24 protein-coding genes are annotated in these 22,691 nt (G+C 71.6%); 8 read left to right on the top strand and 16 right to left on the bottom strand.

The genetic code is table 11. The features are described 5' to 3' along the window. Positions 1 to 19: 19 nt before the first annotated feature. From ACFVYX_RS03700 to ACFVYX_RS03655, 10 genes are all read right to left on the bottom strand, one after another. On the bottom strand, positions 20 to 877 hold the full coding sequence (locus ACFVYX_RS03700; RefSeq protein WP_389679664.1) for an amino acid ABC transporter permease: 858 nt from the start codon (positions 875 to 877) through the stop codon (positions 20 to 22). Then, positions 874 to 1,518: an amino acid ABC transporter permease gene (locus tag ACFVYX_RS03695; RefSeq protein WP_389679663.1), complete on the bottom strand. Its 645-nt coding sequence runs from the start codon at positions 1,516 to 1,518 to the stop codon at positions 874 to 876. Before ACFVYX_RS03695 ends, ACFVYX_RS03700 begins: the two co-directional genes overlap by 4 nt. A gap of 31 nt (positions 1,519 to 1,549) precedes the next feature. Then, positions 1,550 to 2,467, bottom strand: coding sequence for a glutamate ABC transporter substrate-binding protein (locus ACFVYX_RS03690; RefSeq protein WP_389679662.1), 918 nt, complete (start codon positions 2,465 to 2,467; stop codon positions 1,550 to 1,552). Between the two features lie 14 nt (positions 2,468 to 2,481). Next, the gene (locus tag ACFVYX_RS03685; RefSeq protein ID WP_389679661.1) at positions 2,482 to 3,228 is read right to left on the bottom strand and encodes an amino acid ABC transporter ATP-binding protein; all 747 of its coding nucleotides are present in this window, start codon (positions 3,226 to 3,228) and stop codon (positions 2,482 to 2,484) included. Between the two features lie 169 nt (positions 3,229 to 3,397). Continuing rightward, entirely contained in the window at positions 3,398 to 3,841 is a 444-nt protein-coding gene (locus ACFVYX_RS03680; protein ID WP_389679660.1) for a DUF6278 family protein, read from the bottom strand. 121 nt (positions 3,842 to 3,962) lie between these two features. After that, complete coding sequence (locus ACFVYX_RS03675) at positions 3,963 to 4,742, bottom strand: exodeoxyribonuclease III (protein ID WP_389679659.1); 780 nt, start codon at positions 4,740 to 4,742, stop codon at positions 3,963 to 3,965. Positions 4,743 to 4,790: 48 nt separating this feature from the next. Continuing rightward, on the bottom strand, positions 4,791 to 5,423 hold the full coding sequence (locus ACFVYX_RS03670; protein WP_389679658.1) for an MBL fold metallo-hydrolase: 633 nt from the start codon (positions 5,421 to 5,423) through the stop codon (positions 4,791 to 4,793). Positions 5,424 to 5,432: 9 nt separating this feature from the next. Continuing rightward, positions 5,433 to 6,680 (bottom strand): alpha/beta fold hydrolase, encoded by a 1,248-nt coding sequence (locus tag ACFVYX_RS03665; RefSeq protein ID WP_389679657.1) that lies wholly within the window; start codon positions 6,678 to 6,680, stop codon positions 5,433 to 5,435. A gap of 246 nt (positions 6,681 to 6,926) precedes the next feature. Further along, entirely contained in the window at positions 6,927 to 7,985 is a 1,059-nt protein-coding gene (locus tag ACFVYX_RS03660; protein ID WP_389679656.1) for an SPFH domain-containing protein, read from the bottom strand. 3 nt (positions 7,986 to 7,988) lie between these two features. Continuing rightward, a complete protein-coding gene (locus ACFVYX_RS03655) occupies positions 7,989 to 8,420 on the bottom strand; it encodes an NfeD family protein (protein ID WP_389679655.1) in 432 nt (143 codons plus the stop codon). A gap of 137 nt (positions 8,421 to 8,557) precedes the next feature. On the opposite strand from ACFVYX_RS03655, the gene ACFVYX_RS03650 reads away from it, so the two are divergent. After that, positions 8,558 to 9,115 carry a GNAT family N-acetyltransferase gene (locus ACFVYX_RS03650; protein ID WP_389679654.1) on the top strand — a complete coding sequence of 186 codons (558 nt, stop codon included), beginning with the start codon at positions 8,558 to 8,560 and terminating at the stop codon, positions 9,113 to 9,115. Between the two features lie 3 nt (positions 9,116 to 9,118). On the opposite strand, the gene ACFVYX_RS03645 is transcribed toward ACFVYX_RS03650, so the two are convergent. Then, the gene (locus tag ACFVYX_RS03645) at positions 9,119 to 10,525 is read right to left on the bottom strand and encodes a glycosyltransferase 87 family protein (protein WP_389679653.1); all 1,407 of its coding nucleotides are present in this window, start codon (positions 10,523 to 10,525) and stop codon (positions 9,119 to 9,121) included. 114 nt (positions 10,526 to 10,639) lie between these two features. Between ACFVYX_RS03645 and ACFVYX_RS03640 the strand changes: the two genes are divergently transcribed. Continuing rightward, positions 10,640 to 11,809, top strand: coding sequence for a molybdopterin-dependent oxidoreductase (locus ACFVYX_RS03640; RefSeq protein WP_389679652.1), 1,170 nt, complete (start codon positions 10,640 to 10,642; stop codon positions 11,807 to 11,809). Beyond that, a complete protein-coding gene (locus ACFVYX_RS03635) occupies positions 11,806 to 12,228 on the top strand; it encodes a hypothetical protein (protein ID WP_389679651.1) in 423 nt (140 codons plus the stop codon). Before ACFVYX_RS03640 ends, ACFVYX_RS03635 begins: the two co-directional genes overlap by 4 nt. On the opposite strand, the gene ACFVYX_RS03630 is transcribed toward ACFVYX_RS03635, so the two are convergent. Genes ACFVYX_RS03630 through ACFVYX_RS03620 form a run of 3 tightly spaced genes read right to left on the bottom strand, consistent with a single transcriptional unit; the run spans position 12,201 to position 14,166 of the window. Next, positions 12,201 to 12,863: a class I SAM-dependent methyltransferase gene (locus tag ACFVYX_RS03630; protein ID WP_389679650.1), complete on the bottom strand. Its 663-nt coding sequence runs from the start codon at positions 12,861 to 12,863 to the stop codon at positions 12,201 to 12,203. The genes ACFVYX_RS03635 and ACFVYX_RS03630 overlap by 28 nt on opposite strands. Further along, a complete protein-coding gene (locus ACFVYX_RS03625; RefSeq protein ID WP_389679649.1) occupies positions 12,860 to 13,492 on the bottom strand; it encodes a DUF2064 domain-containing protein in 633 nt (210 codons plus the stop codon). Before ACFVYX_RS03625 ends, ACFVYX_RS03630 begins: the two co-directional genes overlap by 4 nt. After that, on the bottom strand, positions 13,489 to 14,166 hold the full coding sequence (locus ACFVYX_RS03620) for a glycosyltransferase family 2 protein (protein ID WP_389679648.1): 678 nt from the start codon (positions 14,164 to 14,166) through the stop codon (positions 13,489 to 13,491). Before ACFVYX_RS03620 ends, ACFVYX_RS03625 begins: the two co-directional genes overlap by 4 nt. Before the next feature lie 135 nt (positions 14,167 to 14,301). Here ACFVYX_RS03620 and ACFVYX_RS03615 point away from each other — a divergent pair, with 135 nt between their 5' ends. Further along, positions 14,302 to 15,033 carry a response regulator transcription factor gene (locus tag ACFVYX_RS03615; RefSeq protein WP_389679647.1) on the top strand — a complete coding sequence of 244 codons (732 nt, stop codon included), beginning with the start codon at positions 14,302 to 14,304 and terminating at the stop codon, positions 15,031 to 15,033. Next, positions 15,030 to 16,142, top strand: a complete 1,113-nt coding sequence (locus tag ACFVYX_RS03610) for a sensor histidine kinase (RefSeq protein ID WP_389679646.1) — start codon at positions 15,030 to 15,032, stop codon at positions 16,140 to 16,142. Before ACFVYX_RS03615 ends, ACFVYX_RS03610 begins: the two co-directional genes overlap by 4 nt. Before the next feature lie 9 nt (positions 16,143 to 16,151). Here the strand turns inward: ACFVYX_RS03610 and ACFVYX_RS03605 are convergent, their stop codons facing one another. Beyond that, positions 16,152 to 17,213 (bottom strand): NAD-dependent epimerase/dehydratase family protein, encoded by a 1,062-nt coding sequence (locus ACFVYX_RS03605; RefSeq protein WP_389679645.1) that lies wholly within the window; start codon positions 17,211 to 17,213, stop codon positions 16,152 to 16,154. Positions 17,214 to 17,588: 375 nt separating this feature from the next. On the opposite strand from ACFVYX_RS03605, the gene ACFVYX_RS03600 reads away from it, so the two are divergent. The 3 genes from ACFVYX_RS03600 to ACFVYX_RS03590 all read left to right on the top strand — a co-directional run bounded on the left by ACFVYX_RS03600 (position 17,589) and on the right by ACFVYX_RS03590 (position 20,207). Continuing rightward, entirely contained in the window at positions 17,589 to 18,962 is a 1,374-nt protein-coding gene (locus ACFVYX_RS03600) for a TrkH family potassium uptake protein (protein ID WP_389679644.1), read from the top strand. After that, the gene (locus ACFVYX_RS03595; protein ID WP_389679643.1) at positions 18,955 to 19,674 is read left to right on the top strand and encodes a potassium channel family protein; all 720 of its coding nucleotides are present in this window, start codon (positions 18,955 to 18,957) and stop codon (positions 19,672 to 19,674) included. Before ACFVYX_RS03600 ends, ACFVYX_RS03595 begins: the two co-directional genes overlap by 8 nt. A gap of 299 nt (positions 19,675 to 19,973) precedes the next feature. Next, a complete protein-coding gene (locus tag ACFVYX_RS03590; protein WP_389679642.1) occupies positions 19,974 to 20,207 on the top strand; it encodes a hypothetical protein in 234 nt (77 codons plus the stop codon). A gap of 42 nt (positions 20,208 to 20,249) precedes the next feature. On the opposite strand, the gene ACFVYX_RS03585 is transcribed toward ACFVYX_RS03590, so the two are convergent. Continuing rightward, positions 20,250 to 22,670 (bottom strand): RICIN domain-containing protein, encoded by a 2,421-nt coding sequence (locus ACFVYX_RS03585; RefSeq protein ID WP_389679641.1) that lies wholly within the window; start codon positions 22,668 to 22,670, stop codon positions 20,250 to 20,252. Positions 22,671 to 22,691: the final 21 nt, after the last annotated feature.

The raw sequence follows: 22,691 nt of genomic DNA, 5'->3' as shown, positions 1-22,691 counted from the left end.
CGGGTGCGGCTCCTCGCCGCTACTGCTGTCCCGGCAGCAGCGTCTGTGGTTCGGCCGGAGCGACGTCCACGGCCTTCGTCTTCGGGTTGCGGCGCTCCTTGCGCGCCACCCAGGTGGCGAACCAGGACAGCAGCATGCACATCCCGATGTAGATCGGCGAGATGACGAGCACGACGGGGATGAACGGCAGGTCGTAGTCGAGATTCGAGGCGATCAGCTTGCCCGCGTGCAGGAACTCCTCATAGGTGATGAGGAAGCCGAGCGAGGTGTCCTTGAGCGCGACCACGAGCTGGCTGATGATGGCCGGCAGCATCGCGCGGACCGCCTGCGGCACCAGGACGTACGTCATGACCTGTGTCTTGCGCATGCCCAGCGCGTACGCCGCCTCGCCCTGGCCGCGCGCGACGGCGTGGATGCCGGTGCGGAAGACCTCCGCGAGCACGGAACCGTTGTAGAGGGTCAGTCCGGCGACGAGCGCGGGCAGCGCCTGGACCTTGAGCGCCACGAAGATGAAGAAGATCATCACGAGGACGGGCATGGCGCGGAAGAACTCGATGAGCAGCGTCGAGATCCAGCGCAGTGCCCGGTGTTCGGAGAGGCGTCCGGTGGCGAGCAGCGCGCCGAGGGCCAGCGAGAGCACCGAGGCGTAGGCGAAGGCCTTGAGGGTGTTGCCGAGCCCTTCGAGCAGCAGCTCCTGGATGCCCTCGTACGCGAACGGCGACCACTTCGTGGAGGTGAACTGGTCGTTGTCGAACAGGAGATAGAGGATCCAGCCGGCCAGGGCGAGGATCAGCACGCTGGACACGAGGCCGTAGAGGAGGTGACGGCGCCGGGCGTGCGGTCCGGGGATGTCGTAGAGGGCGGTGGACTCGGTCATCGGGCGACTCCCCAGCGCTTCTCCAGGATGTGGAAGAGGGCGCTGATGGTGAGGGTGATGATCAGGTATCCGGCGGCGATCCAGACGAAGGTCCAGACGATGTTGTAGCCGAGTTCGCTCAAGGTCTTGTAGGTGCCGAGGAGTTCGGTGACGCTGAAGGCCCCGGCGATGGCCGAGTTCTTGGCGAGGGCGATCAGGGTGGAGCCGATCGGCGGGATGACCGTGCGGAAGGCCTGCGGGAGGACGACCGTGCCGAGCGTCTGGGTGAAGGTCATACCGAGGCTGCGGGCGGCCTCGCCCTGTCCGCGCGGCACGGTGTTGATGCCGGAGCGGAGCGCCTCGCAGATGAAGGCCGAGGTGTAGCAGCCGAGCGCGAGGACGGCGAACAGCTCGAAGGGCAGCACGAGTCCGAAGCGGGGCAGGCCCAGCATGACCGCGAAGAAGAGCAGGGTGAGCGGGGTGTTGCGCAGGACGGCGACCCAGACCGTGCCGAAGACCCGGAAGGAGCCGACGGGCGCGACCCGGAACGAGGCCATGACGAAGCCGAGGACGAGGGCCAGCGCCGAGGCGTAGACGGTGAGTTCGACGGTGCCGAGGAATCCCTTGCCGTAGAGCGAGAAGTTGTCGGTCAGGACGTCCATGCCAGTGACTCCATGTGGGGGCTCCTCCGGGTCAGCTCGCCGGGTAGCGGTCGATGGCGGGCGGTTTCGGGGCGGGGACCCCGGAGAGACCGAGGGTGGCGTCGTACGCCCTCTTCCAGTCGCCGTTCTTCTCGTGGGCGGCGATGGCGTCGTCGAGGGCGAAGCGCAGCGCGTTGTCGCCGCGCGGGACGCCGATGCCGTACGGCTCCTTCGAGAACGGCTTTCCGACGACCTTGAGTTCGTCGGGGACCTTCGCGGCGTAGCCCATGAGGATCGTGTCGTCGGTGGTGACGGCGTCGACCTGGTAGGTGAGCAGATTGTCCACGCAGGCGGAGTACGTGTCGTAGGCGACGAGTTCGGCCTTCGGGTAGTCCTTCTCGATCCGCTGGTACGGGGTGGAGCCCGCGGCCGAGCAGACCCGCTTGCCCGCCAGGTCCTGGGGGCCCTTGATGTCGTTCTCGTCGGTGCGGACCAGGAGGGACTGGCCGGCCTGGTAGTAGGGCCCGGCGAAGCCGACGAGCTTCTTGCGGTTGTCGTTGATGGTGTACGTGCCGACGTAGTAGTCGATCTGGCCGTTCTGCAGGGCGGTCTCGCGGTTGGCCGAGGCGATCGTACGGAAGTCGATGCCGGCCGGGTCGAAGCCGAGGGAGGCCGCCATCATCTTGGCGATCTCGATGTCGAAGCCCGAGTAGCGGCCGGTGGCCGGGTCCTTCTCGCCCATGTAGGGCTGGTCCTCCTTGGCGCCGACGACGAGCCGGCCGCGCTTCTTCGCCCGGTTCCAGGTGCCGGAGCCGGGCAGGGTGAAGCCCGTCCTGACCTGGTAGACGGGGAGTTGGTCGGGCTGAGGACCCTTGACGGGCGGGCTGCCCTCCCTGCCGCAGCCGCCGAGTGCCGCCGTCAGGGCGAGCAGCAGGGCGAGAGCGACCGGGGTCCGGTGCGTACGCTGCATGGTTCCCGTTCCGCTCAGTGCTTGAGGATCTTGGAGAGGAAGTCCTTGGCGCGTTCGCTGCGCGGGGCGGTGAAGAAGTCCTCCGGCGCGCGGTCCTCGACGATCTTCCCGTCGGCCATGAAGACGACCCGGTTGGCGGCGGACCGGGCGAAGCCCATCTCGTGGGTGACGACCACCATCGTCATGCCCTCCTGGGCGAGTTGCTGCATGACCTCGAGGACCTCGTTGATCATCTCGGGGTCGAGGGCCGAGGTGGGCTCGTCGAAGAGGAGCGCCTTGGGGTCCATCGCGAGGGCGCGGGCGATGGCCACGCGCTGCTGCTGGCCGCCGGAGAGCTGGGCCGGGTACTTGTCGGCGTGCGCGGCGAGTCCGACCCGGTCGAGGAGTTCGCGGGAACGCCGGTCGGCCTCGTCCTTTTTGCGCTTGCGGACCTTGATCTGCGCGAGGGAGACGTTGGCGAGGACGGTCTTGTGCGCGAAGAGGTTGAAGGACTGGAAGACCATCCCGACCTCGGCCCGCAGCCGGGCGAGCGCCTTGCCCTCCTCCGGGAGCGGCTGCCCGTCGATGACGATCTCGCCCGACTCGACGCGCTCCAGTCGGTTCATCGCCCGGCAGAGGGTGGACTTGCCGGAGCCGGACGGGCCGATGACGACGACCACCTCCCCCCGGCCGACGGTGAGATCGATGGACTGGAGGACGTGCAACGTGCCGTAGTGTTTGTTGACGCCACGCAGTTCGATCAGCGGATCGACGACGGCCATACGCTGCCCTGCCCCATTTCTCAGCGGTGTCGAGTCAGCGCAAACTATCGACGGAGAAAGGGACTTCACACCCGACACGCATGAAAACGGAAAAAGCCGTATTTACTGCGTAAGGGTGGCGCCGGTGTACGACGAATGGCGGCGGCGGCAGCTCCGGGTGCCGGGCGGCTCAGTGCTCGGCGGACTCCGCGTACACCTGGGAGAGCTCCGGCGAGCCCGTCATCGCCCAGTCGAGACCGGCCTCGACGACCTGGATCTCCCGGCCGGAGGCGAGCTGTACCACCGGGCCGCCGCCGGGCTGGACCTGCCAGCGGGCACCCGGCACGTTCCGGACGATGACGGTGCCGAGGTAGAGGCCGGCGTCGTTCCCGATCCAGGGCAGCTCCTCCGGGTCGTCACGCCAGCGGGGCGGCAGCTGGTCCAGCTCCTGAAGGGAGCGGGGGGTGTCGTCGAGAGCCACCCCGGCCTCCGCGACACGGGCACGCAGCAGCTCGCATTCGGCGAGCAGCTCGCCGACTCCCTCGGGGTCGCGGTCGAAGGCCGCGACCAGCGGGGAGTCGGCCGGCTCGGGTTCATGCCGCTTGCGCCAGTTGTCGAGAAACGGGATGTTCATCAGAACAGCGTCGCACTGCCACCTGCCGGTCGACCACCCGGCGCGCTGAGATCGTTATCGACGCGGGGCCGCGGCAGCGGTGGTGACGGCAGCCGCGGTGGTGGCACCGCCGGGACACGCCCTACACATCGAGGTCGACCACGACGGGCGCGTGGTCCGACGCGCCCTTGCCCTTGCGCTCCTCGCGGTCCACATAGCTGTCCGTGACCGCTTCGGCAAAGGGCTTGTTGCCGTAGACCAGGTCGATGCGCATGCCCTTGTTCTTGGGGAAGCAGAGCTGGCGGTAGTCCCAGTACGTGTAGGGGTGGTCGTACTTGAGGGGGCGCGGGACCACATCGGCGAGACCGGCCTCGCGCAGACCGGCGAGCGCGGCCCGCTCCGGCTCCGTCACGTGGGTGGCGCCCTCGAAGACCGCCATGTCCCAGACGTCGTCGTCGGTCGGCGCGATGTTGTAGTCGCCGAGGACGGCGAAGGGGCGCTCCGCCGCCGCGTCGTCCGCGACGGCCGCCTTCAGGGCCTCAAGCCAGCGCAGCTTGTACGCGTAGTGCGCGTGGGCCACCTCCCGGCCGTTCGGCACGTACACCGACCAGACGCGGACCGGGCCGCAGGTCGCGGAGATCGCCCGGGGCTCCTCGACCCCCTCGTAGTCGGGGCCGCCGGGCAGGCCCATGACCACGTCCGCGAGGCCGACACGGGAGAGCAGTGCCACGCCGTTCCACCGGCCCGTGGCGTTGACCACGGACTCGTACCCCAGGGCACGCAGCTCCTCGGTGGGGAACTGCTCGGCCGTGCACTTGGTCTCCTGGACGCACAGCACGTCCGTGCCGCTGCTCTCCAGCCAGGCCAGGAGCCGTGGCAGCCGGGCGGTGATCGAATTGACGTTCCAGGTGGCGATGCGCATGTGCGCAAGCCTACGTGGGGGGTCCGACAATCGGCGCCCGGCCGGGCCCTACACGGTGGTGGACGCGCCGGGGGCGAGCCGCTCGTGGTCGGTGCCGCCGAGGGCGCCGATCTGGCGGTCGTAGATGGGCCGGGCGAGGTCGGTGAGCAGGGCGTCGTGGATGTCGTAGGCCCGGCGCGGCTTGACCTCGCGGACGTAGTCGATGACCTCGGAGATCTTGTTCCACGGGGCCATGACGGGGAGCAGCAGGGTGTCCACGGGCCGGTCGGGCACGGTGAGCGCGTCGCCGGGGTGGAAGACGGCGCCGTCGACGAGGAAGCCGACGTTGGTGATGCGCGGGATGTCCGGGTGGATCACCGCGTGCAGCTCGCCGTGCACCTGGACGTCGAACCCGGCCGCCGTGAAGGTGTCGCCGTGCCCGACGGTGTGCACCCTCCCGGGAAAGGCCGCCGAGAGCTGGTCGGCGACGCTCCGCAGCGTCCAGATCTCGGCGGACGGGTCGGCCTCGAGGGCCGCACGCAGGCGGCCCTCGTCGAAGTGGTCGGGGTGCTCGTGCGTGACGAGGAGGGCGTCGGCCCCGAGGACCGCGTCCTCCTCCGTGAACATGCCGGGGTCGAGGACGAGCGTCCGCCCGTCCTTCTCCAGCCGCACGCAGGCGTGGGACTTCTTCGTCAGCTTCACAGGCCCAGGCTACGCCGGGGGCGTGGTCTCCTCGGCGACGACGCGAGCCACCACGCGGAGCGCGCTCTCGGCGGCGGGGAAGCCGCAGTACACGCCCGCGTGGAGCACGATCTCCCGCAGCTCCTCGGGTGAGAGGCCGTTGCGGAGGGCGGCCCGGGTGTGGTCGGCGAGGGCCTCGCGGTGGCCTCCGGCGATGAGCGCGGTGAGGGTGACGACGCTGCGGGTCCGCCGGTCGAGACCCTCACGGCTCCAGACCTCGCCCCAGGCATAGCGGGTGACGAGCTCCTGGAAGGCTCCGTCGGGGTCGTCGGCGAGGGCCTGGTCCACATGGGCGTCGCCGAGGACCTCGCGGCGCAGCCCGAGCCCCTTGTCGTACGGGTCGGGACGGCCGGCCGCGACCTCGTCCGCCGGCGCGGGCTGGGCCACCGGCACCGGGGTCGCGGGCAGGGGCGGCACGGTCAGCGTGCCGCTGGTGTCAGGGGCGGCACCGGCGAAGTGGTCGAGGAGCAGATCGGTGACGGCGGCCGGCTGCTCGACGGGCGCGAGGTGCGAGGCGCCGGGGACGACGGCGAGACGTGCGTCGGCGATCCCGGCGACCAGCGTCCTGGCCTCGGCGGGGCCGGTGACCTGGTCCTCGGAACCGACGAGGACGAGGGCCGGGATGGTGATCCGGTCCAGGGCCTCCCGTACGTCGAAGCCGGCGAGGGCCTCGCAGGCGGCGGTGTAGCAGACCGGGTCGGTGGTCCGGACCATCTGCACGGCCCAGTCGACGATCGCGGGCTGCGCACCGGCGAACACCGAGGTGAACCACTGCTCGGGGGCGGCGCGGGCCATCGGCTCCAGGCCGTTGGTGCGGACGATGACACCGCGCTGGCGGAACTCGTCGGCGCTCCCGAACCGCGGCGAGGCGGCGACCAGGGCGAGGGAGGCGACCCGGTGGGGCGCACGCAGGGCCAGGTCCAGGCCTACGGCGCCGCCGAGGGAGCACCCGGCGTAGCCGAAGCGCTGGACGCCGATGGCGTCGAGGGTGGCGAGGAGCCGGTCGCCGAGCTCGGCCACGGAGGTGAAGGGAACGGCGGGCGCGCCGCCATGCCCGGGAAGGTCGAATCGCACGACCCGCCAGTCCCGGGTGAGCTCGGGTATCTGCCGGTCCCACATGTGCCATGTGGTCCCGAGGGAGGATCCCATGACCAGGACCGGAGCGTCGTCTCGCCCGTCAACGCGGTATTGCAGGGTGTTCGTCGGTGTCTCACTCACCGCAAGACCCTCTCATCCCGCGCCCCCGCGGGTGTGAGCGGGGGCACGGCTGTACGGGTCCGACCAGGTGGCAGGGGTCTGCGACGGCTGGAACCCGTACACGTGCGACGTGCCCCGTAAGAGAGGCGGGCTCCCGCGCGTTTCCCGCGCTGCCCGGTTCCCTCAGCTCGCGTACGGCGGTCCACGTGGCCGGGGCGCGAGAGTGGTGTAGGTCCTGCCTTCCGGCCAGGGCGCCGGCGGGTGCCCCTACCCGTCCTCCGGTCCTTGCGTTACCTGACGGCCGGCGGTGAAGGGGTGGGGGCCGGTATCGGCTTCTGCCGCGTCGGCGAGTGCCTCGGCGGCGGCTTCCGCGGCCTGCGCCGCGTCGTCGGCCGCCTGGGAGGCGGCCCTGTCCTCCGCGGACGTGTCCCGGGTGGCCGGAGACTGGGGCAGTGCCTCGTTGAAGGCGCGGGACACCCCTTGCAGCGCGGAGGTGACCTCGCTGGGGATCACCCAGAAGGTGCTGCCCGCGCCCTGGGCCAGCTGCGGCAGCATCTGCATGTACTGGTAGGCGAGGAGCTTGGGGTCGGGGTCGTTGCGGTGCACGGCCTGGAAGACCTCGTCGACGGCCCGGGCCTGCCCCTCGGCCTTGAGGATCTCGGCCGTGCGGTTGCCCTCGGCCCGGAGCACGGCGGCCTGCTTGTCTCCCTCGGCGGTCAGGATCTGCGACTGCCGTTGCCCCTCGGCCCCGAGAATCGCCGCCCGCTTGTCCCGCTCGGCTCGCATCTGCTTCTCCATCGCGTCCTTGATGGACTGCGGAGGGTCGATGGCCTTGATCTCCACGCGGTTGACTCTCAGCCCCCATTTGCCCGTCGCCTCGTCGAGCACCCCACGGAGCTGGTTGTTGATGGTGTCACGGGAGGTCAGGGTCTTCTCCAGGTCCATCGAGCCCACGACGTTGCGCAGGGTGGTGACGGTCAGCTGTTCGACGCCCTGCAGGAAGTCGGCGATCTCGTAGGCTGCCGCTCGTGGATCGGTGACCTGGAAGTACAGCACGGTGTCGATCTCGACGACCAGGTTGTCCTCGGTGATGACCGGCTGCGGCCTGAACGAGACCACCTGTTCCCTCAGGTCGATCACCGGATAGACGCGGTCGACGTAGGGGATGACGAGATTGAGCCCGGGCCGCAGCGTGCGCCGGTAGCGGCCGAGGCGTTCGACGTTGCGGGCCCGCGCCTGCGGCACGATGCGTACCGCCCTCACCACCGTGAACACGGCGAGCGCCGCGAGGATCAGACCGGCTATGAGCAGTCCCGGCACGTCCATGACTCACTCCCGGGGGTAGACGACGGCGGTGGCGCCATCGATTTCCATGACGTCGACGGTCGCCCCCGGAGGTATCACCAGCGTCTCGTCGTAGGCGCGAGCCGTCCACTCCTCGCCGCCGATGCGGACCCGGCCGCCCAGGCCGGTCACTTCCGAGACGACGTGAGCGGGGCGGCCCACCAACGCGTCCACGCCGAATCGCTCGGCCTGAGGCCTGAGCAGGTGGCGCACGGCGACGGGACGCACGAACAGCAGGCTGATCACGGCCAGCGCGGTGAAGGTCACGAGCTGCAAGGGCGGCGGGAGCCCCAGGGCGGCGGTTCCCGCCGTGACCGCCGCGGCGACGCCGAGGATCCCGAGCGCGGCGGTGAGGGTGAAGATCTCCGCCACCGCCAGCGCCCCTGCGACGATCAACCAGACCAGCCATAGGTCCATGGCACTCTCCCGGCAGGTGCCGCTCCTCTGAGCAAACAGCACCCTTTTGCGGTTTCTACCCCGTTTCGCGAAGAGGCAACGGTCATCGGTCGGAAATCCGGTGGCGGGCCCGGCCGGACCGGGGTGAAGATCGCGGCATGTCCGACTTCCTGGAGACCGACCGGCTCGCCCTGCGCGCGTTCACGACGGCCGACACCGGCCACCTGCTCGCCCTGGACAACGACCCCGAGGTCATGCGCTTCATCAACGGAGGTCGCCCCACCAGCCGTGCGGCGATCGAGACGCGGGTCATGCCGCGGCTCCTGCACGACTACCCGTGCTGGAAGACCCGCGGCTACTGGGCCGCGCGGGAGAAGGCCACCGGCACGTTCCTGGGCTGGTTCGAACTCCGGCCGCTGGACGAGCACGACCCCGCCGTGGTCGAACTCGGCTACCGCCTGAACCAGGCGGCCTGGGGCCACGGCTACGCCACCGAGGGGTCCCGGGCACTGATCCACAAGGGGTTCACGGACCTGGGGGTCGAGCGCGTCACGGCGAACACGATGGCCGTCAACACGCGTTCCCGTCGCGTCATGGAGAAGTCGGGCCTGTCCTTCGTCCGGAGCTTCACCGGTGACTGGACGGAGGCGATCGAGGGCTCCGAACACGGTGAGGTCGAGTACGAAATCACCCGGACCGAGTGGGAACAGCGGTAGGCGTCAACGGCCGTCCAAGGTGGGAGCGGCCCGTTCCCGGCGCGGTCGTGGCCGTCCCGGACCGGGCCCCGGACCGTCCGGGCGTCGTCGTGTCCACCAGCCCGCACCGACCGCGACCGCCGCGACCCCGTAGGCGGTGGTGGCCACCCCGTACCCGACCAGGGGTGCCGCGAGGTAGGCGGTGGCGCCGGCGAGTGCCACGCCCAGCCACTCCCAGCGGCCGTCGAGGGCGACGAGCGCGATCAGGAGGAGGGCGTACCAGGAGTAGCCGGGGGTCAGCAGGAGGAAGGCGGTGCCGGTGGTCACCAGAGCGCCGCGCCAGGGCCGTTCGGGGTCTCCGCGCCACCAGACCGTCAGCGCCACCGCCGTCATGACGAGAGCGACGGCGGGCACCGCCCACGCGTCGGGCAGGACGAGTCGGAGCAGGGCGTACCGGCCGCTCGCGCCCGCGTCGTCGTACCCCTCCTCCTGGGCGTAGCCGCTCAGGTACCCGAGGACGGATCCCCGGGAGAGCAGGACGTACGGCAGGTACAGCGCCCCGATGGTGACGGTCATCGGGACCAGGACCGCCAGGGCCGTGCGCGGCCGCCTCGCGCCGGACAGCGCTCCCGGTACCAGCAGGGCCGGGAGCATCTTCGTGGCGATCGCCAGACCGAGCAGTACTCCCCCGGTGGCGCGGCGGCGTGCCATGACGGCCAGTGCGGCGACGGAGAGCAGGACCGCGAGGACGTCCACGTGGGCGTTGTTGACGGCTTCGACGGGGACCGCCGGGCACCAGGCCCACAGGGCGGCGGCCCAGAGGGGGGCGCCCCGGCGGCGCGTGGTCACGACCAGCAGCCCCGTGACGGCCAGCGCGAGGAGGGCGGCGGCGGTCTGCAGGGCTTTGTGGCGGGCGCCGTCCGGTGACAGGACGTGGACCAGCAGGAACCAGGCCTCGGCGGTCGGAGGGTAGATGGTGTGGACCGCGGGCCGGTTGATGCGGGTGCACATCCCGCCGTCGAGGGGGGCGAGGACGGTTCCCCCGCGTGCGCAGGCCTCGGTGTCGGGGAAGAGCCATCCGTCGCGCAGCCCGGCGAGTGCCGGGTCGTCCGGTGCGTGGTCGTACGGGGAGATGCCGGACGCCTGCACCCGTCCGTCCCACGCGTACCGGTAGGAGTCCGTGCTCGTGGCCGGTGCCGCCGTCAGTCCGGTGGCGGTGACCGCGAGCGCCCCGGCGACCAGGAGCGGAACGACCGACGGGCCGGGAACCCGGCGCAGGACGACGACGGCCGCCGCGAACAACGCCCACGCCCCCGCGTAACCGGCGAGGAAGCCGACGCCGCGCGCGTTCCCGTGGAAGAGAACGGTGAGGAGGGTGGTCAGGGCCGAGAGCAGCAGGGCGGCGACGACGACCGGGCGGTTGCGGATCACGTACGAAGCGTGGCAGCGCACCGGCCCGGGAGGGGAGACGACCCGGCGGGGCGTTCGCGTTCCGTAAGGTGTCGAACCTTATCCACGGCGTCTCGTGGAGGTGTCATGGACGGCATGACCTTTCGTCTGCCCAAACCTCCGAGCCGGGCCGTGTCCGCGCTGCGGCCACCGGCGTTCAGCGGTCGGCTGCACGACGCCAGAACAGCGACGGCCGTCGGCCGGTGGCTCGCCGCCGCCTTCGGCGTCTGCCTGGTGACCGGTCTCGTCAGCCACTACCTCCAGCACCCGCCCAGCTGGCTCGCCGACCGTCTGCCCACCCGGCCGGTGTGGGGCTACCGGCTCACCCAGGGCCTGCACGTCGCCAGCGGCATCGCCGCGCTCGTGCTGCTCCTGGTCAAGCTCTGGGCGGTGTACCCGCGGCTGTTCGTGTGGCCACCGGTCCGGTCCGTACGGCACGCGCTCGAACGCCTGTCCGTCGCCGTCCTGGTGGCCACGGCCGTCTTCGAGGTGGTGACCGGGCTGCTCAACATCGTCGAGTGGTACCCGTGGTCGTTCTCCTTCGTGCCGGCGCACTTCGCCGTCGCCTGGGCCGTGACCGGCTCGATCCTGCTGCACGTCGCGATCAAGGCACCGGAGATCAGGTCCCATTGGAGCAGGCGCTCCAAGGGGACACGGGCGTTGCCGGCCGAGGCCGACGCCGATCGCCGCTCCTTGCTTCTCGCCGTGGGCGGAGCGGTGGGTGTGGTGACGCTGACGACGGTCGGCCAGTCCGTCACCTCCCTGAAGGCGTTCGACCTGCTCGCGCCCCGCCACCCCGACCACGGGCCCCAGGGGCTGCCGGTGAACCGGACCGCGGCGGCGGCCGGCGTCTCGGCCGAGGGCCTGGGACGCTGGCGCCTCGAGGTCGTCGGCCCCCGGCCCTACACGCTCTCCCTCGACGCGCTGCGGGCGATGCCTCCCGCGCGGGCACGACTGCCGATCGCCTGTGTCGAGGGCTGGAGCGTCGACGCGGACTGGGGCGGGGTACGGGTGCGGGACCTGGTGGAGAGAGCCGGCGGGCGGCCGGGCCGGGACGCGCTGCGGGTGACCTCCCTGGAGGTCGGTGGTGCCTATCGGGTGATGGAGATGGGCGCTGAGTACGTGGACGATCCGCTCACCCTCCTCGCCCTGACGCTCAACGGGCAGCGGCTCTCCCTCGACCACGGATTCCCCGCCCGGATCATCGCCCCCAACCGCCCCGGAGTCCTTCAGACCAAGTGGGCGCACCGCCTGGAGGTGCTGTGAACCCGCTGCGGATGGTGCGCCACGCGGTCGGCGGTCTGGGTGTCGGCCTGATCTGCCTGGGAGCCTGGCTGGTGGCCGCCGAACCGGCGCCGGGTGATGTGCTGGTGTGGCTGGCCGGATCGCTCGTCCTCCACGACGGTGTGCTCGCCCCGCTGGTCCTGGCCGGCGGCCTGCTGATCGCCGGACGGCCCGGACGGAGACTGTGGCGCGGAGCGCTGGTCATCGCCGGCAGCGTGGTTCTGGTGACCCTGCCGCTCCTCGTACGGCCCGGCCCGCCGCCCAACCCGTCGGCGCTGCCGCTCCCGTACGGGCGGAACCTCGTGATCGTGCTGGCGGCCGTGGCCGTCGGGGCGGTGCTGCCGCGTCTCGTACGCCGGTGGGGGCAGCGGTCTCAGCGGCGGGCCGGTACGGACGGCTGAGGAACGAGGGACAGGAAGGAGCGTCCCGCGGCCGTCCAGCTCTCGGACGCGGTCCATCCGGCCCCGGCTGCCTGGACGGAGAGAGCCCGGGCGCCGACCCGGGCCCAGGGGAACGGCTCGCCCCGGCCGCCGCGGCCGTCGTCGACCCGCACCTCGCAGCGCTCGTCGACGTCGACGGGCGCGCACTCGGCCAGGACACGACCGGTGCGGGACACGATCCGGCGCAGCCGCCGCAGCAGACCGGCCGGATCGCCTCCGATCCCGATGTTCCCGTCGATCAGCAGGGCCGTGTCCCAGCGGCCCTCCTCGGGCAGCGGCTCGAAGACGGACCTGCACAGAGCCGTGCCGCCGACCCTCTCCGTACGGGACACCGCCTCCGGGCTGACGTCGATGCCCAGGGCCCGTCGCCCGTCGGCGGCGAGGGCGGCGACGAGCCGTCCGGGACCACAGCCGATGTCGAGGACCCTGTGACCACAGCGCTCCAGGACGGACAGGTCCGCGGAGTCCGGCGCATCGCACCATCGCTCGACCTCCAGGGGCAGCAGCCAGCCGTCGTCGCGCCGCAGGAACAGCGGCCCCTGTCCGGTGCGCAGGGCGTCGGTGTACGGATCCGAGCGCCAGGCCGTCGTCGTCACGAGCCCGCCCCCGCCATCGAGGTCGTCAGTCGGGCGTGCCGGGCGGCGAAACGGGTGCCCGGAGCCTGGGCCGCGACGTGCCGGGCGTCCCGCGCGGTGTCCACGTCACGCAGGACGGGAAGGGAGCCGATCCTCAGTCCGGCCGCCCGCAACCGTGCGTACTGCACCGCTCCGGTGTCGGACCTCGACATCGGAACACCGAGCGGCAGGGCGGGATCGGGAACGGCGAGACCGAGGGCCCAGAAGCCCCCGTCGGCCGCGGGGCCGAACCAGGCGTCGTGCACATCCCAGCACAGCGCGGGGGCGAGGGTCTCCGGGGTGATCTGCGGAGTGTCCATACCGATGAGGAGTGCCGGGCCGTCACAGGCGGCGAACGCGGCCGCGAGCCGGACGTCGAGCCCGCCCGCCGCCTGGGGGACGACGAGGAAACCGGGCGGCAGCCACGGCCCCGGTTCGCCGTCGAGCACGAGGACGTGCCGGTCCGCCGGAACGCGCGCCGCGGCGGCGAGCGTGTCCGCGAGGGCCGCCTCGGCGAGGGAGGCCGCCTGCACCGGGGTGAACGGGGGCGTGAGCCGCGTCTTGACGCGGCCGGGCAGCGGCTGCTTCGCGATGACCAGAAGGGTGGTCACGGGCGGCCACCTCCGGCGGCGACGGGCTCGTCGAGCACGCGCCTCATGTCGTTCACGGCCTGCCAGGTGCCCTTCCAGGTGCCGGTGACCTTCGACCGGCCGGCCCTGGGCAGATACGGTACGTCGACCTCGCGCACGCGCCAGCCCTCGTCGGCGGCCCGCACCACCATCTCGAGCGGATAGCCGCTGCGCCGGTCCGAGAGGCCCAGCGCCAGGAGGGCTTCGCGGCGGGCCGTGCGCATCGGTCCGAGATCGTGCAGCCGTAGCCCGGTGCGGCGGTTCAGCAGCCAGGACAGGGCGATGTTGCCCGCTCTGGCGTGGGCCGGCCAGGCGCCGCGCTCGGTGGGGCGACGGCGGCCGAGGAGCAGGTCGGCGGAGCCTTCGGCCACGGAGCGGACGAAGCCGGGCAGCAGAGCGGGGTCGAGCGAGGCGTCGCAGTCGCAGAAGCACACGAACTCGGCTTCGGCGGCGAGCAGCCCGGCGTGGCAGGCGGCGCCGAACCCGCGCCGGGGCTCGTGCACGACGGTGGCCCCGAGGTCGGCGGCGAGCGCGGCCGAACCGTCGGTGGAGCCGTTGTCGACGACGATCGGCCGCCAACCGGCGGGGATCCTGGCGAGGACCCAGGGGAGGGCCTCGGCTTCGTCGAGGCAGGGGAGGACGACATCTGCGGTCATGGGTGTCACACGTCTCACCGTAGGAATCGCCTGCGCCTTCCAGGTCCTTTCACTCCTTACGAAACGCGGACGTCGGTCCGCGTACCCCCGCCTGGGCGTGGCCGTCGGCGGCACACGGATGCGAGGGTGGGCGCCATGAGCGAGCATGACGCCCCGACCGCACCGGCCCGGATCCTGGTGGTGGACGACGACCCCACGGTGGCCGAGGTGGTCGGCAGTTATCTGAAGCGGGCGGGCTGCTCCGTCGGGCATGCCGCCGACGGCCTTCAGGCGCTGTCGTGGGCGGAGCAGCAGTGGCCGGATCTGGTCGTGCTCGATCTGATGCTGCCCGGTCTGGACGGTCTCGAGGTGTGCCGGCGGCTGCGTGCCCGCGGGCCTGTCGCGGTCATCATGCTGACGGCCCGCGGCGACGAGGACGACCGGATCACCGGCCTCGAGGTGGGCGCGGACGACTACGTCACCAAGCCGTTCAGCCCGCGCGAGCTGGTCCTGCGGGTCGAGTCCGTGCTGCGGCGGACGCGTACGACCGCCGCCCCGGCGGATACGGGACCGGTGCTTCGGGCCGGGGACATCACCGTGGATCCCGCGACCCGCCGCGCCACCCGGGCAGGACGGGTACTCGCCCTCACCCTGCGGGAGTTCGACCTCCTCGTGTACTTCCTGGGTCACCCGCGGGCGGTGCACACCAGAGAGGAACTGATGCGCGAGGTATGGGGCTGGGACTTCGGCGACCTGTCCACCGTCACCGTCCACGTGCGCCGGCTCCGCGCCAAGATCGAGGACGATCCGGCCCGGCCCCGGTTCGTCAGGACCGTGTGGGGCGTCGGCTACCGCTTCGAGCCGGAGAGCGACGAGGAAGCGGCGTGAAGGACATCCTGCTCATCGCCGTCTTCGCACTCGCGGGAGCACTCTCCGCCGGGCTGGCCGGCGCGGCCGTCCTCCGGCTCGTACGCCACCGCTCGGTCGCGGTCTCGTTGACCGTGGTCGCCGCCGTCACCGTGACGGCGATGCTCGCCGGAACGCTCGCCGTCGCCCAGGCGATGTTCCTGTCCGCCCACGACCTGTGGGTCGTGACCGTCGTCGTCGCCATGGCCGCCCTCGTCTCGCTGGCCACGGCGCTCCTGCTCGGGAGGTGGGTGGTGGCCCGCAGTCGCGCCCTGACGAAGGCGACGCGGGACTTCGGCGACGGAGGCCGATTCTCCGCTCCGGACGGCGCCGCCACCGCCGAGCTCGCCGCCCTCACCCGCGAACTGGCCGCGACAAGCGCCAAACTGGACGCATCACGTCGGCGCGAGCGTGCCCTGGAGGCTTCCCGGCGGGAACTCGTCGCCTGGATCTCCCATGACCTGCGCACCCCGCTCGCCGGGCTGCGGGCCATGGCGGAGGCGCTGGAGGACGGCGTGGCAACCGACCCGGCCCGCTACCACCGGCAGATCCGCACCGAGATCGAACGCCTCACCGCCATGGTCACCGACCTCTTCGAGCTCTCCCGGATCCACGCCGGCGCGCTCACCCTCACTCCGAGCCGCCTCTCCGTCTACGACCTGGTCGGTGACGCGCTCAGCGGCGCCGACCCGCTGGCCCGCGAGCACGGCGTACGCCTGGTGGGAGAAACGGTCCAGGCGGTGCCCGTCGAAGTGGACGGCAAGGAGATGACCCGCGTCCTCGCCAACCTTCTCGTCAACGCCATCCGCCACACCCCGCCCGACGGCACGGTGGCGGTGGCCGCCGAGCGGCGCGACGGCGCCGTCGTCCTGTCCGTCACCGACGGCTGCGGAGGCATCCGGGACGAGGACCTGCCCCGGGTCTTCGACACCGGCTGGCGCGGCACCGAGGCACGCACCCCGCCCGCGGGCGCGGGTCTGGGTCTCGCGATCGTCAGGGGCATCGTCGAGGCCCACGCGGGCAGTGCGGAGGTGCGCAACGTTCCCGGAGGGTGCCGTTTCGAAGTCACCCTTCCGGCCGCCGCGGGCTGAGCACGCCGGTCAGCCCACGGCGGCGGAGGCCCGCTGGCCGGCCCGGGCGAACTCCGCCATCCCCCCGGTGAAACCGACCTGCGGCCGCCAGCCGAGGTCGTGCCGCAACCGGGCCGAGTCGGCCGTGATGTGCCGGACGTCTCCGAGCCGGAACTCCCCGGTCACCACCGGCTGCGGGCCACCATGAGCGCGGGCCAGGGCGGCGGCCATCTCGCCCACCGTGTGCGGCTCTCCACTGCCGACGTTGTACGGGGTGAGCGCCCCCACCGGCAGACCGGCGGCGGCTTCCAGCGCCAGGACGTCGGCCGCCGCGACATCCCGTACGTGGACGAAGTCCCGGCGCTGTCCGCCGTCCTCGAAGACACGGGGCGCCTCACCGCGGGCGAGTGCCGAGCGGAACAGGGACGCCACGCCCGCGTAGGGGGTGTCCCGTGGCATGCCCGGCCCGTACACGTTGTGGTAGCGCAACGAGACCGCCGTGCCGCCCACCGACCGGGCCCAGGAGGCCGCCAGGTGCTCCTGGGCCAGCTTCGTCGCCGCGTACACGTTCCGGGGGTCGGCCGGCGCGTCCTCCTGGACCAGTCCCGGGGCGAGTTCGGCGTCGCACGCCGGGCACCGGGGCTCGAAGCGTCCCGCCGCCAGGTCCTCGGCGCGCCGGGGACCCGGCCGTACGGGACCGTGACCGGGGCACTCGTACCGCCCCTCCCCGTACACGACCATCGAACCGGCGAGGACCAGCTGTCGCACCCCCCTCTCCGCCATCGCCGCGAGCAGCACCGCGGTCCCGAGGTCGTTGCAGCCGACGTAGTCCGGCGCGTCGGCGAAGTCCTTGCCCAGGCCGACCATCGCGGCCTGGTGGCAGACGGCCTCCACCCCGTCCAGTGCGGCCCGCACACTCTGCGGGTCCCTGACGTCCGCGTGCAGGAACTCCACGGGCGAGGGGGCCGGGGCGCTGGGGTGCGCGCTGGGCAGCAACGCGTCCAGGACGACGGGATCATGGCCGGCGTCGAGCAGTGCCGTGACGATCTGCGAGCCGATGAATCCGGCCCCTCCGGTGACGAGTACGCGCATGGGGCGACGTTAGGGGCCGATGCCGTGCGGCGGGAGCATCCCCGCCGTGACGTAAGGGTTCCGTCATCAGGGCGGTCCGCCGGGATGCCTCGCGCCGCCGGCTCCTGCCGCTCGTTCCGCACATCGAGCGTTCGCACCGCCGAGCGAACGCGGCCTCCCGGAGCGTGTCCTCGGCGGCCCGCACCGGCGAGGCGCTCCTCGCACCCGTCCCGAACCCGTATCTCCGCGGTCCGACCGCGGTGGATCGACGACGGCACGACCGCGCAGGCGTCGTGCGGCCCTGGCGCCGGAGGCGCGGGTAAGGTGACGGCCGTTCATCGGTGCGCCGCCGGTACGAGAGGCCCGGCGCATCCGCGGGAAGGAGACAGGCGAGCCGTGGTCATCGCCACGCGTCACCGTGCGCACTCCTTCTTCTCCACGCATCCCGCCCGGACCGTCGTCCTCGCCTTCGCCGGCGTCGTGGTGATCGGCACGGTCCTGCTGATGCTGCCGCTCGCAGCCGAGGGCGACGGCAGTGCCGGTGCCGTGACCGCGCTGTTCACCTCGACCTCCGCCGTCTGTGTGACAGGTCTCGCGGTCGTCGACACGGGTACCTACTGGAGCGGCTTCGGTGAGGGCGTCATCCTGGCGCTGATCCAGGTCGGCGGCTTCGGCATCATGACGATGGCCTCGCTCCTCGCCCTGCTGGTGTCGGGGCGGCTGCGGCTGCGGATGCAGCTGACGGCGCAGGCCGAGACGAAGAGCCTGGGCATCGGGGACGTACGCCGCGTCCTGCTCGGCGTCGCCGGCACCACCCTGATGGTCGAGCTCGCCGTGGGTGCCTTCCTGGCGCTGCGGTTCCGCCTCGGGTACGGAAACGGCCTCGGCGAGGCCGCCTATCTCGGTTTCTTCCACTCCGTGTCGGCGTTCAACAACGCGGGCTTCGGCCTCCACGCGGACAACCTCACCCGCTACGCCCAGGACCCGTGGATCACCCTGCCGATCGCCGTCGCCGTCATCCTGGGCGGCATCGGCTTCCCCGTGCTGCTCGAGATGCTGCGCCACCGCAACCGCGCCCGCACCACCGGCCGGAAGAACTGGACCCTGCACACCAGACTCACGGTCATCACCTCGGTCGTGCTGCTGGTGGTCGGCACGGTGCTCACGGGCCTGCTGGAGTGGACCAACCCGGCCACGCTCGGCGCGTACGACGTCTGGGGCAAGCTCCTCAACAGCTTCTTCCACTCGTCGATGAGCCGCACCGCGGGCTTCAACTCCCTCGACATCGGCGCCATGCACGCGTCCACCCTCCTGCTGACGTGCATGCTGATGTTCATCGGCGGCGGCAGCGCGGGCACGGCGGGCGGCATCAAGGTCACCACCTTCGCCGTCCTGGCCGCCGCGATCCTCGCCGAGGTGCGTGGCGAGCCGAACTCCGTCGTCCTCGGCCGCCGCCTCGCCCCGCACGTGCTGCGCCAGGCCCTGACGGTGGCGCTCCTGGGTGTGGGACTGGTCATGAGCGCCACGCTCGCGCTGCTCTCGGCGAGCGAGGCGCCCTTCGAAGCCGTCCTGTTCGAGGTCGTGTCCGCCTTCGCGACCGTGGGCCTGTCCACGGGCATCACCGCCGACCTGCCCGCGGTCGGACAGCTCGTCCTCGTCGCCCTGATGTTCATCGGACGCATCGGTCCCATCACCCTGGTCTCCGCGCTCGCGCTGCGCGAACGCACGCGACGGTACGAACTGCCCGAGGAGCGACCTGTCATTGGCTGACCACCTCCGCAACCTGCGCAAGCGGCGCGGCAAGCGGCTCACCGACAAGCACCGGCCCGTCGCGGACCAGCGGGTGGCCGTCATCGGTCTCGGGCGCTTCGGCAGCTCGCTGGCGAACGAGCTGATGCGCCGGGGCTGGGACGTCCTGGGCATCGACACCGACGCCCGCCTCGTCCAGAAGTACAGCGACGGCCTCACCCACGCGGCCGTCGCGGACTCCACCGACCCGGACGTCCTGAACCAGCTCGGTGTCCACGAGTTCTCCAGCGCCGTCGTCGGCATCGGAAGCGACATCGAGGCGAGCATCCTCGTGAGCTCCAATCTCCTCGAAGCCGGCGTCCCCAACATCTGGGCCAAGGCCATCAGCCGCCAGCACGGCAAGATCCTCGAACGCCTCGGCGTGCACCACGTGGTGCTTCCCGAGCACGAGATGGGCGAACGCGTCGCCCACCTCGTCACCGGCCGCATGCTCGACTTCATCCAGTTCGACGACGACTACGCCCTCGTCAAGACCGTCGCCCCCAGGACCGCCACCGGACTGCCCCTCGGCCGGTCCAGGGTGCGCAGCGAGTACGGCGTCACCGTCGTCGGCATCAAGCGCCCCGGCGAGGACTTCACCTACGCCACCGCCGACACGGTCGTCGAAGAGGGGGACATCATCGTCGTCACGGGCAGGACCGGGGCCGTGGAGACCTTCACCGAACTGCCCTGACGCGCAGATTCCGCCAACGGTGTGCCGGGAAGCCCGGGCGGCTCGGTCTTCCGCCGGCCCTGGAGTTCGTCCGCGTACGGGGTCGGCGGATCCGCGGCCCGCATTGCCGGTTTCCGGCAGTCCGCTCGCGTCCTTGCTTGCACGCCAAGGACGTGTCACTGCCGTGTACGGGACTTGTAAGGTCCGTAGCGGAGGGCCGGGAAGCCTGGTCGGCGGACAAGGGGCACGTGTCCGCAGCGGCGGTTCAGCCGAGTGCACGGCCGGCACGCACGCCCCCTCACGACAAGGAGTCCGCTGCGATGAACAACGACGAGCCCGTCTTCAAGAAGAGCAAGTGGGGCACCAGCCGCTACGTCTACAACGCCAACAACCCGATCGGTCTCGCCCTGATCTTCATCAGCGGCGGCCTCGCCGTCGTCATGGTCCTCCTCATGGAGAACCGCGCGGGCCCCTTCGCACCGCCCCCCTCTCCCACCTGGAGCCCGCCCCAGACACAGGCCCCGTGGCCCTACCCTTCCCACGCGACGCCGTGACCGGCAGGGGTCGCGGGCCCGGCCTGATCGACAAGACACCCCCTAGGAGGTGGTGAGCTTCTGGTTGGCGGCCGTGCGGCAGCCGTACTGGACGACATCGGCGCCGTTCGCCGTGGAGACGCCGCTCACGTCCAGGCACTTGCCGCTGTGGCGGGCAAGGAGGGTGAGGAAGCCGTCGGACGTCCTGTGCACCGACCACTGCTGGTTGGCGCCGCCGTTGCAGCCGTACTGGAAGACGATCGCGCCGTCGGCGGTCGACTCGTTGGTGACGTCGAGGCACCTGCCGCTGTGCCGGGCGACGACGTTGACGTAGCCACCGCCCGCGGGCCGCAGGGACCACTGCTGGTGGGTCGCGCCGCCGCAGGTGTACTGGACGACCTGCGCGCCGTCCGCGGTGGAGGCGCCGGCCACGTCGAGGCACTTGCCGCTGTGCCGCATGCGCAGCGGCGTCCAGGTGTCCGCGGCGACGGAGCGGAGCGTCCAGGACTGGTTGGACCCGGTCGTCGGACGGTAGACACCGACGGGCGCGCCGTCGCTCGTCGACTGGCCGCTGACGTCGAGCAGTTTGCCGTCGGCGCTGTTGACGAGGGTGTGGTGTCCGTCGCCCGTGGTGGACAGCATCCACCTCTGTTCGGCGGAGGTGCCCGGGCTCACCAGCCTGAGGGCGTCGCCCTGGGCCGCCAGCGCCTCGCCGCCGGCGACGCTGGTGATGCGGTAGGCCGCGGTGTTGCCCCAGTCGCCCGGCGAGAGCTTGGTGAACGTCCACTGCTGCGCCGCGGTGCCGGGGCTGGAGGTGCGCTGGACCAGTGTGGTCCGCCCGTTGCTGGTGGCGACGGCGAGGGCCTTGCCGCTGTTGTCGTTGAGCAGCTGCCGCGCGGCGCCGGTGGGAGCCGTGGTGTCGGAGACGTTCACTCCCGTCGCGGCGGGCAGGACGAACGTCGTGACAGAGCCCGCGCCCACGGTGGTGGTGAGCGTCCTGCCCGCGGTGGTGAGGTCGCTCTCGCGCTGGAGGTTCTTGGTGCCGTCGGTGGTGTATCGCTGGACGGCCCCGGTGCCGACGTTCTGGAACCCGGCGAGGTTCAGGGTGAGCCGCTGGGACTCGCCGGTCGGGTTGGTGTGGACGACGACCGCGCCCTGGCCGGCCGGCCGCAGGGCGGCGAAGGTGTCGGCGTTGTCGGTGTTGATGACGCGGGCGCCCGGGCGGACGAACCTGGTGTAGTTCGCCATCGCCCAGTACTTCTTGTTCTTGCGGAGGGGTTCGGTGGCGGCGTCGGCCGGGGTGAAGTCGGTCTGAATGAGGCCCCAGTTGGAGTTCTCGCGGCCCGGCGTCATGTTCTCGTAGTCCTCGACGGCCTGCCACAGGACCCAGGCGCGGGGTTCCAGCTCGCGGAAGTCCTCGTTGACGCGCTGCGTGAGGTCGAGAGCGGGGCTCATGTCGGTGAAGCTCTGTCCGACGCTGCCGCCGATGTCCACCTCGGACATCCACAGCGGGGTGGCCGTCCCCTTGGCGATGTCACGGGCTCCGGTACGGCCGTTGGTGCCGTACGTATGGGTGTTGAGCCTGCCGACGGCGGACTTGACCGCCGGGTCGTAGGTGTCCCAGTTGCCGCGGAAGACGTTCGGGTTGGTCTCGTCCATGGCGGCGATGCGGGTGGTGATGCCGTCGGCGTTCAGCCGGGCGCGCATGGTGGTGATCATGCGCGCCTGGGACGCGGGGTCCCAGTGTGAGCCTTCCTGCCGCCCGCCGGCGCGCCAGTAGTCGGTGTTCGGTTCGTTGATGGGGGACAGAGAGTCGAAGGTGACGCCGGTGGCGTTCTGCGCGCGCTTCATGGCGCCGGAGAGGTATGCGGCGAACCGCTCGTACTGGTCGGAGCGGAGGTTGTCGCGGTTCGGGTCCTGCGCTCCGGAGACGAGACCGCTGTTCGTCATGAAGTACGGCGCGGAGTTGGAGAAGGCCTCGAAGGTGTCGGCGCCTCGCGCCTTGGCGGCGCTGACCCACCAGCGTTGGTTGGCGTCGGCGTTCGGGTTCCAGTGGGCGGGGTTGTCCGGGTCCCACCAGTCGGGGGCTTCGGGCCCCGGGCGGTTCCACCAGCCGGGTACCGCGGCGCCGGGACGCATGTAGGGAGTGGTCTCGGGGCTGTCACCGCCGCCGATGTTGTAGCGGGCGATGGTGAAGCCGAGGCCGTCCGCGCCGTAGAGGGCGTCGGCGAGCGCGTTGCGCTGGGCGTCCGGCCAGCCTCCGGTCACGTTGGCGAACCAGGCGAGCGCGGTCCCCCACCCTTCGAACGGCTGCTGCTGGTAGCTGGGGTCGGGGCGGACGGTCACCGCCTGCCCGGCGCTCTCGGCGGCCACGGAGGTCACGGGCGTGAGGCCGGTCGCGAGGAGCGCGGCCACGGCGGCGGTGCCGAGGACCGCGCCGCTCCTGCGCACACGGGTCGGGGGTCGTTCACGGGTGGGGCGCATGGTCGGACTGTCTCCCTGAGT

Source organism: Streptomyces sp. NPDC058326 (assembly GCF_042879855.1).
Taxonomy (GTDB): domain Bacteria; phylum Actinomycetota; class Actinomycetes; order Streptomycetales; family Streptomycetaceae; genus Streptomyces.
This window is presented reverse-complemented; position numbering and strand designations above follow the sequence as displayed.